This window comes from Pseudomonas arsenicoxydans (assembly GCF_900103875.1).
GTDB lineage: Bacteria > Pseudomonadota > Gammaproteobacteria > Pseudomonadales > Pseudomonadaceae > Aquipseudomonas > Aquipseudomonas arsenicoxydans.
This window is the reverse complement of record NZ_LT629705.1, coordinates 1,427,669-1,439,252: the sequence shown is the minus strand read 5'-3', so window position 1 is coordinate 1,439,252 and position 11,584 is coordinate 1,427,669. Positions and strand designations below refer to the sequence as shown.

Genomic DNA, 11,584 nt, shown 5'->3' with positions numbered 1-11,584 from the left:
AGGCCGGTACTAGCACTGAAGATTTTCAGGCCGGCGCCATTTCCTGCGCCACCCCGAGAAACGCCGCCGGCAGCCGCGCGCCCTTCCTTTCCTTGAGGCAATACAAATACTCGGGAATCTGCGGTGCATTCTCGAGGGTCAGCACGCGCAATTGCGGGTCGTGCGGCACTTCCTGCCGGGCAATGATGCTGATGCCGATGTTGCGCAGCACCGCTTCACGAATCGATTCACGGCTGCCGATTTCCAGCAGCGGCCCGAAACTCACGCCTGCATTGGCCAGTAATTCCTCAGTCAGGCGCCGGGTGGTGGAGCCCGGCTCCCTCATCAACAACGTATGCCCGGCCAGTGCACTGAGCGGCACATGGTCATGCACCGCCAGCGGATGATTGCGATGCACCGCGAGTACCAACGGATCACTGCCGAGCACCCGGCGAATCAAGCGCGCATCGTCGAGCAACTGTGACGATGCGGCGACATCCACCCGGTATTCCTCCAGCGCTTCGAGTACCTGCTGGGAGTTGCCGATTTCTACCGACACTTCCACGTGCGGCAAACGCTCGCGGAAGGTCTTGACCAGATCAAGGATGTAATACGGCGCAGTGGCGGCGATGCGCAAGGTGCCCTGGACCTGGCCGCTGTTGCGCAGGAAAAACTCGATGTCGGCTTCCTGTTGCAACAGCGCCTTGACCATCGGCAGCAGGCGCGCGCCTTCATCGCTGACGCTGAGGCGACGACCGCCCCGGTAGAACAGCTCAACCGAGTACTGGCTTTCCAGGTTGCGGATCTGCGTTGTCACGGTGGGTTGGCTCAGACCAAGCTTTTTCGCCGCCAAAGTGATGCTGCCCAGACGGGCCACCATGTAAAACGCCTTCAGCTCGGCACTCAGCACACCCTTCCCCCATCGATTATTTGCGCAACAGGCGCAAACCGTTGAACACCACCAACAAGCTCACGCCCATGTCGGCGAAAACCGCCATCCACATGGTGGCGATCCCGGCGAAGGTTACCCCAAGAAAGATCACCTTGATGATCAACGCGAGGGCAATGTTCTGTTTGAGGATGCTCGATGTTTGCCGCGACAGTCGGATAAACGTTGGAATCTTGCGCAGATCATCGTCCATCAGGGCGACATCAGCGGTCTCGATGGCGGTATCGGTGCCCGCAGCAGCCATGGCGAAACCGATCTCGGCACGGGCCAGCGCCGGCGCATCGTTGATGCCATCACCGACCATACCGACGTGGTGACCTTGTGCATAAAGCGCTTCGATGGCTTGCAGTTTTTCAGCCGGCAGCAGATCGCCTCTGGCTACATCGATGCCTACTTGCTCGGCAATCGCCTGCGCGGTGTGGACGTTGTCGCCGGTCAGCATCATGGTTTTGATGCCCAGTTCGTGCAGCTGCCGAATCGCCTCGCGGCTGGACTCCTTCACGGTGTCGGCCACGGCGAACAGCGCCAACGGGCCAGACTTGTCGAGCAGCAACACCACGGACTTGCCCTGTTTCTCCAGCGCAAACAGCTTTTCTTCCAGCGCGGGTGAGCACAGGTTCAGTTCTTCCACCAAGCGGTGATTACCAAGATGGTAGACCTGACCGTTGATTTCGCCCCGTACACCACGTCCAGCCAGCGCCTCGAAGTTATCCACAACGAGCGGCAAAGGGTATTTATCCACGGCCGCGTTGGCGATGGCCAACGACACCGGGTGATCCGAGCGACCGGCCAACGCAGCGGCAATCGCCGGGGCTGTTTCCTCGGCGGTCGGATCAAGTGACAGGTAGTCGGTCTGCACCGGTTTGCCGTGGGTGATCGTGCCGGTCTTGTCCAAGGCCAGATAATCGAGCTTGTAACCGCCCTCCAGATAGACGCCGCCCTTGACCAGAATGCCTTTACGCGCCGCCGCGGCGAGACCGCTGACAATGGTTACCGGCGTGGAAATCACCAGTGCACAAGGGCAGGCGACCACCAGCAACACCAGCGCCCGGTAGATCCAGTCGAACCAGACGGCGCCCATGAACAACGGCGGGATGACCGCGACAGCCAAGGCAAGGATGAACACTGCCGGCGTGTAGATTTTCGAGAACTGATCGACGAAGCGCTGGGTCGGCGCACGCGCGCCCTGGGCCTGTTCGACGGCGTGGATGATCCGCGCCAGGGTCGAGTTATTGGCCGCAGCGGTCACGGTGTATTCCAACGAGCCCGACTGGTTGATGGTGCCGGCGAAGACTTTGTCACCGACGGTTTTCTCCACCGGCAGGCTTTCGCCGGTGATCGGCGCCTGATCGACGGTCGAACTGCCCGACACCACTTCGCCGTCCAGGCCAACCCGCTCGCCGGGACGCACTCGCACTCGCGCGCCCAGTTCGATGGTTTTGACGTCTTGCTCGACCCAGTTCCCGTCGGCCTGGAGCACCGTGGCCTGTTCCGGCGCCATTTGCATCAGGCCGCCAATGGCATTACGGGCCCGGTCCAGCGACTTGGCTTCGATCAACTCGGCCACGGTGAACAGGAACATCACCATCGCCGCTTCCGGCCATTGGCCGATCAGGATCGCGCCGGTCACCGCGATGCTCATCAGTGCGTTGATGTTCAGGTTGAGGTTCTTGAGCGCGATCCAGCCCTTTTTGTAAGTGGTCAGGCCGCCGCTGAGGATCGAGACCAGCGCGATGATTGCCACGACCCAGGTCGGCGCAGCGTTGGTGAAGTGGATAACTTCGGCGGCGAGCGCAGCGACACCGGACAGCGCCAGGGGCCACCAGTGTTTTTTCTCAGGAACCGGTGCCGGCGTTTCGGTGCCCTGATCCATCGGCTCGGCGACCATGCCCAGCGACTTGATCGCCTCGATAATCGGCGCCGTGCTCGGCAGGTCGTGGGTGACGCCCAATACGCGGTTGATCAGGTTGAATTCCAGCTGCTGCACACCCGAAAGCTTGCCCAGTTTGTTCTGGATCAGCGTCTGCTCGGTCGGACAGTCCATCGCGTCGATGCGAAAACTGCTCAGCCGCGCGCCGGCGGTCGGGGTTTCGCTCAGCAAGACCCGCGACGGTGCTGCCACTTTGGCCGAACAGCAGGAGTCCCCGTGGCCGCCATGCTCATGCTTCTGCACAGGCTGCAGCTTGTGGCTGTGATCGTGATCGTGATCGTGATCGTGATCGTGATCAGCCTCGGGTTTGTGGGTGTGAAGGGAATCGCTCATTGGTCGCGTCCATAAAGGTGCCTGTTGCCAAGTAAAGACCCTGTAGCCACTATAGGGTCAAGCAACCTTTTGGAGATTGTCGCAATGAAGATCGGAGAACTGGCCAAACTGACCGACTGCGCTGTCGAAACCATCCGCTATTACGAGCGGGAAAACCTGCTGCCGGAGCCGGCCCGCAGCGATGGCAACTACCGCGTCTACACCCAGGCCCACGCCGAGCGCCTGACCTTTATCCGCAATTGCCGCACCCTCGACATGACCCTCGAAGAAATCCGCAGCCTGCTGGCCCTGCGCGACAGCCCGCAGGATCAGTGCGAAAACGTCAACGCACTGATCGATGAACACATTCATCACGTCAAGTTGCGGATCGATGGGTTGTTGGCATTGCAGACGCAATTGCTCGACCTGCGCCAACGCTGTAGCGAAGGGCCGGACATCGATCAGTGCGGGATTTTGCAGCGGCTGGAGGTGAGTGGCGGGGTTGTGTCGACGGACGTAGAGCATTCCCATGTGGGCCGCAGCCACGGCCACTAAGAACACCACACACCCTGTAGGAGCTGCCGAAGGCTGCTCCTACAGGGGATCGGGACGAGGCTTCAGACCGCCATCGGCGCGGTCATTGGGGCGTGGTGCTGATAACCCTCAAGCGAGAAATCGCTCGGTTCGATCAACTCCAGCCACTCCGGCTGATAAACACCGGTCTCGGCAAATTCCGGCACACGATCGCTGATCACCAGTTTCGGCATCGGGAACGGCTCGCGCTTGATCTGTTCGTTGAGCATGTCCAGGTGGTTTTCGTAGACGTGGGCATCACCGATGAAATAGGTGAACCAGCGCGGCGTGTAACCGGTCAGGCGACCGATCAGGCTCAACAGCGCAGCGCCTTCGGTGAGGTTGAACGGCGTGCCAAGGCCCAGGTCGTTGGAGCGGATGTAGAGCGTCAAAGAGATCTCTTTGGTCTCCACATTCGGGTGGAACTGGTAGAGCAAGTGGCACGGCGGCAGGGCCATTTCGTCGAGCTGCGCAACGTTCCAGCCGTGGAACAGGATGCGCCGGCTGCCCGGGTCCTTGATGATGGTGTCGACGCACTGGCGGATCTGGTCGATGGCCTTGTACAGCACCACATAGGCTTGACCGTTTTCTTCGCCTTCAGCGATCTGACGATAACCCTGGCTCAGGGTCTGCTCGATGGCGGCTTTATTGCTGACCGGAATCTGTTTGTACGCCGGCCATTTACGCCATTGCACGCCGTAGATCTCGCCGAGGTCATCCTCGCCCTGACGGAACGGGTTGGCCAGCCACTGGGCGTTTTCGTTGGCGTTCTGATCCCAGACCTTGCAGCCCAGTGCACGGAATTCGGCGGCGTTGTTCACCCCACGCAGGAAACCACACATCTCGCCGATGGCCGACTTGAAGGCCATCTTGCGGGTGGTGATCGCCGGGAAACCTTCCTTCAGGTCATAGCGCAACATCGCGCCGGGGAAGCTGATGGTGTTTACGCCAGTGCGGTTGGCCTGCTTGGTGCCGTTCTTGATGACGTGGGCGACCAGTTCGAGATATTGCTTCATGAGTTACCTGTGTCCTTGAACCCGGGGCCAAAGCCCCGGGATCGAATTTATACTGCCGCCGCTGGGGCCGCCGGGGCGCGATGATAGGCCAGCCAGATCAGGAACAGCCCGGCGACGATCATCGGAACGCAGAGCACCTGGCCCATGGTCAGCCAGTTCCAGGCCAGATAGCCCAGTTGCGCATCCGGCACGCGGACGAATTCGACGATGAAACGGAAGATGCCGTAAAACAGCGCGAACATCCCAGACACGGCCATGGTCGGCCGCGGCTTGCGCGAGAACAGCCAGAGAATCAGGAACAGCGCCACACCCTCCAGTGCGAATTGATACAGCTGCGACGGGTGACGCGGCAACTGCGCCGGATCGCTGAACGGCGGGAAGATCATCGCCCACGGCACGTCGGTCGGCTTGCCCCACAACTCGGCATTGATGAAGTTGCCGATACGCCCGGCACCCAAGCCAATCGGCACCATCGGCGCCACAAAGTCCATCAGCTGGAAGAACGACTTGCCGTTCTTTCTCCCGAACCACAACGCCGCCAGCATCACGCCGATAAACCCGCCGTGGAACGACATGCCGCCCTTCCACACTTCAAAAATCAGTGTCGGGTTGGCGAGATAAGCGTGCAGATCGTAGAACAGCACATAACCGAGGCGGCCGCCGACAATGACGCCCATCGACATCCAGAAGACCATGTCGGAAAGCTTTTCCTTGGTCCAGGTCGGGTCGAAGCGGTTGAGCCGGCGTGACGCCAGCAGCCACGCACCGCCAATGCCGATCAGGTACATCAAACCGTACCAGTGGATTTTCAGCGGACCGATGGCCAGGGCCACCGGGTCGATCTGCGGGTAAGGCAGCATTGCGACTCCTTGTTAGAGTTGAAACCTTCAAAATTCCCGGGCAACGCTGTCACGCCAGGATTAAGCCAGGATTGCGGTAAGGCTCAGAGCAGAAAATTCAGGCCCACGCAGAACAGCAAAGCGGCGAACAGTCTTTTCAGCAACTTCGGCGACAGCCTGTGGGCCAGTCGCGCGCCAATGCGGGCGAAGAACATGCTGGTCAGGGCAATCCCCAACAACGCCGGCAAATAAATGAAACCGAGACTATGGGCCGGCAGCAACGGATCGTGCCACCCCAGAATCATGAAACTTAAAGCACTGGCCAGGGCAATCGGCAGCCCGCAGGCTGATGACGTCGCCACGGCTTGCTGCATCGGCACACTGCGCCAGGTCAGGAACGGCACGGTCAGCGAGCCGCCGCCAATGCCGAAAATCGCCGAAGCCCAGCCAATCACACTGCCGGCCACGGTCAGACCAACTTTACCCGGCACCGTTCGGCTGGCCTTGGGTTTGACATCCAGCGCCAGTTGCGCGGCGATGACCAGGGCGAACACGCCGATGATCTTTTGCAGGTTCGGGCCGGAAATAGCTTCCGCCGTCAGCGCGCCGAAACCGGCCCCCATCAGAATACCAACGGTCAGCCAGACAAATATCGGCCAGCGCACAGCCCCGCGACGATGGTGTTCGCGTACCGCGTTGACCGACGTAAAGATAATCGTGGCCAGGGACGTACCGACCGCCAGGTGGGTCAAGATCGATGGATCGAAGCCTTGCAGGGTAAAACTGAACACCAGCACCGGGACAATAATGATCCCGCCACCAACCCCGAACAGCCCGGCCAGCACGCCTGCGCAGGCGCCCAGCGCCAGATAGAGCAGAAATTCCATGACCTTCCCTATGTGCTTCTCAAAAAAAGCTGCGGCATGGTAACGGATGCAGGGGCCAAGGCTCCACTGGATGGCGATGGATAGAAGCAAGATGTCTGCGTAAAGTGAGCAAAAAACACACAAGGACCACCTTATGTGCCTGATTGTTTTCGCCTGGCGGCCGGGTCACGCCCAGCCGCTGATCGTCGCGGCCAACCGCGACGAATTCTATGCCCGGCCCAGTCAGCCGCTGGCGCAATGGCCGCATGCGCCCCATGTCTATGCAGGTCGCGACCTGGAGGCTGGCGGTACCTGGCTCGGCATCGGCGCCAATGGACGGTTCGCGGCGCTGACCAATATTCGCGATCCGCATCAACCGCCCTCGCGCAAATCCCGGGGTGAGCTGGTGGCGGGTTTTCTGTTGGGCGAACTGTCGATTGACGACTACTTAGACGACGTTGTCAGACGTTCGCTGGAATACGCCGGTTTTAACCTGCTGATCGGCAACGCCAATGAGTTGTGGCACTTCAATGCCCGGGAGACTGAAGCGGTGATGCTGCCACCGGGTGTCTATGGGTTGTCGAACGCCGGGCTGGATACGCCGTGGCCAAAATTGCTCAAGGCGCGAGCGGCACTGGAGACAGTGCTGGATGATCCGCAGCCCCAGGCTTTGTTGGCCTTGCTGAATGACCCGCAGACAGCGCCCTTTGCCGATTTGCCGGATACCGGGGTGGGTTTGGCGACTGAGACGTTGTTGTCGAGTGTGTTTATTGCCAGCCCGACTTATGGGACGCGGGCGAGTACAGCGTTGATAGTCCAGGCGGACGGGACGCGACATATGGTCGAAAGGAGTTTCGGGCCGTATGGCGGACACTTGGGGGAAGTGGAGATCAGGATTTAGATCGTTGTTGTCTGGACTGGCCCCATCGCGAGCAGGCTCGCTCCCACACTGGAATGCATTTCAATTGTGGGAGCGAGCCTGCTCGCGATGGGGCTATCAGCCTTCTAAAGGGTTTTGACCGAAGCCGGATTGATCATCCGCGCCAACCCGAGGTTCTTCAGCGCCAGTTGCAGCGAGCTGTGGATAACTTGCGGGTTGTCGATGGTCATCAGCTCGGCCAGCAATTCCTTGGCCTTGCTCAGGTTGATCTGACGCAGCATCCACTTCACTTTCGGCAAGTTGGTGGCGTTCATCGACAGGCTGTCGAAACCCATCGCCATCAACAACACGGCAGCCGCCGGATCACCGGCCATCTCACCGCAGATACTCACCGGCTTGCCTTCGGCGTGGGCATCGCGCACCACGTTCTGCAACGCCTGAAGCACTGCCGGGTGCAAGTAATCGTAGAGGTCGGCCACTCGCGGGTTGTTACGGTCCACCGCCAGCAAGTACTGGGTGAGGTCGTTGGAGCCCACGGAAAGGAAGTCCACTTGCCGCGCCAGTTCCTTGGTCTGGTACACCGCCGCCGGAATCTCGATCATCACGCCAATCGGCGGCATCGGCACGTCGGTGCCTTCGTCACGGACTTCGCCCCAGGCCCGGTGAATCAGGTGCAGGGCTTCTTCGAGTTCGTGGGTGCCGGAGATCATCGGCAGCAGAATCCGCAGGTTGTTCAGGCCTTCGCTGGCCTTGAGCATCGCGCGGGTCTGGACCAGGAAGATTTCCGGGTGGTCGAGGGTGACGCGAATGCCGCGCCAGCCGAGGAACGGGTTGTCTTCCTTGATCGGGAAGTACGACAGCGACTTGTCACCGCCGATGTCCAGGCTGCGCATGGTCACCGGTTGCGGGTGGAAAGCGGCGAGTTGCTCGCGGTAGATCGCCAACTGCTCCTTTTCGCTGGGGAACCTCTGGTTGATCATGAACGGCACTTCGGTGCGGTACAGACCGACGCCTTCAGCGCCGCGCTTCTGTGCCCGTGCCACGTCCGCCAGCAGGCCGGTGTTGACCCACAGCGGCATGCGGTGACCATCGAGGGTCACGCACGGCAGGTCGCGCAGGGTGTCGAGACCGAGCGCCAGTTGTTTCTCTTCTTCCACCACCTCGGCGAATTGCTTGCGCAACACTTCGCTTGGGTTGGTATAGACCTCACCGCGGGTGCCATCGACAATCAATTCGATGCCGTCGACCTTGGCGTACGGCAGGTCGACCAGACCCATCACCGTCGGGATGCCCATCGCCCGGGCGAGTATCGCGACGTGGGAGTTACCCGAGCCGAGGACCGAGACCAGACCGACCAGCGTGCCTTCCGGCACCTCGCCGAGCATTGCCGGCGTCAGCTCTTCGCTGACCAGAATGGTTTTTTCCGGGTAAACCAGATTCTGCTGACGCTCTTCCTGCAGATACGCCAGCAAACGCCGGCCAAGGTCCTTGACGTCCGAGGCGCGCTCACGCAGGTAGGCGTCGTCCATCAATTCGAAACGGTTGACGTGCTCAGTGACGACTTGGCGCAACGCACCCTGGGCCCACTGGCCAGTCTTGATCACGGTCGTGACTTCGTTGCCCAACGCGGCATCGTCGAGCATCATCAAATATACGTCGAACAAGGCCCGCTCTTCGGGACGCAGCTGCGAGGCCAATTTGGCCGACAACGCTCGCATGTCGGCGCGCACGCCTTCGATGGCGGTCTTGAACAACGCCAGTTCGGCGGCGATGTCGGTAATGGTCTTGTCCGGCACCACATCCAGATCAGCTGGCGGCAGCATGACCACCGCGGTACCGACCGCCGCACCCGGCGAACCCGGCACGCCGATGAACTTGGCTTCCTGTATGCCTTTGCCCTGACGGCCCAGGCCACGGATCGAACCGGTGGCCTCGGCATGGGCGATTACACCAGCGAGCTGCGCGCTCATGGTCACGAGGAAGGCTTCTTCACCCTCATCGAACTGGCGGCGTTCCTTTTGCTGAATGACCAACACGCCGACGACGCGGCGGTGGTGGATAATCGGCGCCCCGAGGAATGAGGCGTAGCGCTCTTCACCGGTCTCGGCGAAGTAACGGTAGCGCGGGTGATCCGCGGCGTTTTCGAGGTTCAGGGGTTCTTCACGCGTGCCGACCAGGCCGACCAGACCTTCGTTGGGTGCCATGCTGACTTTGCCGATCGAGCGCTTGTTCAAGCCCTCGGTGGCCATCAGCACGAAGCGGTTGGTCTCAGGGTCAAGCAGGTAGACCGAGCAGACCTGGCTGCCCATGGCCTCTTTGACGCGCAATACAATAATGCCCAACGCCGCCTTGAGATCCTTGGCGGAGTTAACTTCCTGGACGATCTTGCGCAGCGTATTGAGCATGGCTCGGGGTCGAACTCCGTCGTCAGTCGCGCGTTAAAAGGCGCGGGGCAAGCTCTTTGAGAGCGCGTCGATACACCTCGCGCTTGAATGTCACCACCTGGCCCAACGGATACCAATAGCTGACCCAGCGCCAGCCATCGAATTCCGGTTTACCGGTCAAATCCATCCGCACCCGCTGCTCGTTGGAGATCAGGCGCAGGAGAAACCATTTCTGTTTCTGGCCGATGCACAGCGGTTGGCTGTGCGTCCTGACCAGACGTTGCGGCAAACGATAGCGCAACCAGCCCCGGGTGCAGGCGAGAATTTCAACATCTTCGCGCTCAAGCCCCACTTCTTCGTTCAACTCGCGGTACAAGGCGTCTTCCGGCGTCTCCTGAGGGTTGATCCCACCCTGTGGAAACTGCCAGGCATCTTGATTGATACGGCGAGCCCATAGCACCTGTCCGGCATCATTCGTGAGAATGATCCCGACATTGGGGCGGAAACCATCGGGGTCGATCACGGCAACAACCTCGCAAACGCATGTCGCCGCATTGTTCCACAAAGGTTGTGAAGGCAGCAACGAGCCGACCGAGCTTATGTGCACTCTTGTGAAAAGTCCGTATTCTGGGCACCTTTCTACAGACTTTTCAGCGAGTAACTGCAATGCGCCTGGCTTTATTCGACTTGGACAACACCCTTCTGGGCGGCGACAGCGACCACGCCTGGGGCGATTACCTGTGCGAGCGCGGCTTTCTCGACGCCGTGGCCTACAAGGCTCGCAATGACGAGTTCTACCAGGATTACCTGGCCGGCAAGCTGGACAACGACGCTTACCTGAACTTCTGCCTGGAGGTCCTCGGCCGCACCGAGATGACCACGCTGGACCAATGGCACCTGGATTACATGCGCGATTGCATCGAACCGATCGTGCTGCCCAAGGCCATCGAGCTGCTGGATAAACACCGTGAGGCCGGCGACAAACTGGTGATCATCACGGCCACCAACCGTTTTGTGACCGGGCCGATTGCCCAACGACTGGGCGTCGAAACCTTGATCGCAACGGAATGCGAAATGGTCGACGGACGGTATACCGGGCGCAGCACCGATGTTCCGTGCTTTCGCGAAGGCAAGGTGACGCGGCTCAATCGCTGGCTGGAAGAGACTGGGCATTCGCTGGAAGACAGCTACTTCTACAGCGACTCGATGAATGATTTGTCACTTCTGGAGGAGGTGGCGAATCCGGTGGCAGTCGATCCTGATCCTAATCTGCGCGCTGAAGCCCAGAAGCGTGGCTGGCCGGTGATTACTCTGCGCGACTGATATCGCCATCGCGGGCAAGCCCGCTCCCACACGAAATCTGTGAACTCCACAAATCCCCCGTGGGAGCGAGCCTGCTCGCGATTGGGTCGATGCGGTCCCAAGCCTTAAACCGGCTTGGCGCCCATCAATCCGGCAATAGCGATCAAACAGACAAAGCTGAACAGCGCGAGGGCGAAAGTGAACTTGCCATTACCGCCCGGCGCCTTGCGCAGCTTGTTAAGCCGCACCAGCAGCCAGAACCAGCCCAAGGCCGCCACGGTGTAGAGCACGCTGGACGCCAGCAACCAGGTCTGCCCCAACGGCCAGCCCACCAGATGCACCATCCACCATCCCGTGACCGGCATGCTCAGCAATGCCAGCCCCATCAGCAGCCAGATAAGCACTCGCGGCCGCTGCAATGTGCGCGCGGGAGCCGTCGGATCGCCATTACGCCGCGTGCGCCAGACCCAGATCCCCATGCCCAATGCACACAGCAGCAAAACGACTGTTGCCACGATGTGAGCCACTTTCAGGGCGGTTAACGTTTCCATTGT

11 protein-coding genes are annotated in these 11,584 nt (G+C 60.5%); 3 read left to right on the top strand and 8 right to left on the bottom strand.

Going from position 1 to position 11,584, the window contains the following annotated elements:
- Positions 1 to 25: 25 nt before the first annotated feature.
- Both BLQ41_RS06490 and BLQ41_RS06485 read right to left on the bottom strand, forming a co-directional pair.
- Positions 26 to 889, bottom strand: a complete 864-nt coding sequence (locus BLQ41_RS06490; RefSeq protein WP_090178475.1) for a LysR family transcriptional regulator — start codon at positions 887 to 889, stop codon at positions 26 to 28.
- Between the two features lie 16 nt (positions 890 to 905).
- Positions 906 to 3,191, bottom strand: a complete 2,286-nt coding sequence (locus BLQ41_RS06485; RefSeq protein WP_090178472.1) for a heavy metal translocating P-type ATPase — start codon at positions 3,189 to 3,191, stop codon at positions 906 to 908.
- A gap of 84 nt (positions 3,192 to 3,275) precedes the next feature.
- Here BLQ41_RS06485 and cadR point away from each other — a divergent pair, with 84 nt between their 5' ends.
- Positions 3,276 to 3,725, top strand: coding sequence for a Cd(II)/Pb(II)-responsive transcriptional regulator (gene cadR, locus BLQ41_RS06480; RefSeq protein WP_090178469.1), 450 nt, complete (start codon positions 3,276 to 3,278; stop codon positions 3,723 to 3,725).
- Between the two features lie 62 nt (positions 3,726 to 3,787).
- On the opposite strand, the gene BLQ41_RS06475 is transcribed toward cadR, so the two are convergent.
- The 3 genes from BLQ41_RS06475 to BLQ41_RS06465 form a co-directional block, all read right to left on the bottom strand.
- Positions 3,788 to 4,759, bottom strand: a complete 972-nt coding sequence (locus BLQ41_RS06475) for a thymidylate synthase (RefSeq protein WP_090178466.1) — start codon at positions 4,757 to 4,759, stop codon at positions 3,788 to 3,790.
- A gap of 47 nt (positions 4,760 to 4,806) precedes the next feature.
- Entirely contained in the window at positions 4,807 to 5,619 is an 813-nt protein-coding gene (gene lgt / locus BLQ41_RS06470; protein WP_090178463.1) for a prolipoprotein diacylglyceryl transferase, read from the bottom strand.
- A gap of 83 nt (positions 5,620 to 5,702) precedes the next feature.
- A complete protein-coding gene (locus BLQ41_RS06465; RefSeq protein WP_090178461.1) occupies positions 5,703 to 6,485 on the bottom strand; it encodes a sulfite exporter TauE/SafE family protein in 783 nt (260 codons plus the stop codon).
- Between the two features lie 133 nt (positions 6,486 to 6,618).
- On the opposite strand from BLQ41_RS06465, the gene BLQ41_RS06460 reads away from it, so the two are divergent.
- Entirely contained in the window at positions 6,619 to 7,365 is a 747-nt protein-coding gene (locus BLQ41_RS06460) for an NRDE family protein (RefSeq protein ID WP_090178458.1), read from the top strand.
- A gap of 104 nt (positions 7,366 to 7,469) precedes the next feature.
- Here BLQ41_RS06460 and ptsP read toward each other — a convergent pair whose 3' ends face one another.
- Entirely contained in the window at positions 7,470 to 9,749 is a 2,280-nt protein-coding gene (ptsP, locus tag BLQ41_RS06455) for a phosphoenolpyruvate--protein phosphotransferase (protein ID WP_090178454.1), read from the bottom strand.
- A gap of 22 nt (positions 9,750 to 9,771) precedes the next feature.
- The gene (locus tag BLQ41_RS06450; protein ID WP_007945562.1) at positions 9,772 to 10,251 is read right to left on the bottom strand and encodes an RNA pyrophosphohydrolase; all 480 of its coding nucleotides are present in this window, start codon (positions 10,249 to 10,251) and stop codon (positions 9,772 to 9,774) included.
- Positions 10,252 to 10,394: 143 nt separating this feature from the next.
- Here BLQ41_RS06450 and BLQ41_RS06445 point away from each other — a divergent pair, with 143 nt between their 5' ends.
- A complete protein-coding gene (locus tag BLQ41_RS06445; RefSeq protein ID WP_090178450.1) occupies positions 10,395 to 11,051 on the top strand; it encodes a histidinol-phosphatase in 657 nt (218 codons plus the stop codon).
- A 104-nt stretch (positions 11,052 to 11,155) separates the two neighbouring features.
- Here the strand turns inward: BLQ41_RS06445 and BLQ41_RS06440 are convergent, their stop codons facing one another.
- A complete protein-coding gene (locus tag BLQ41_RS06440) occupies positions 11,156 to 11,581 on the bottom strand; it encodes a DUF2269 domain-containing protein (RefSeq protein WP_090178445.1) in 426 nt (141 codons plus the stop codon).
- Positions 11,582 to 11,584 lie beyond the last annotated feature (3 nt).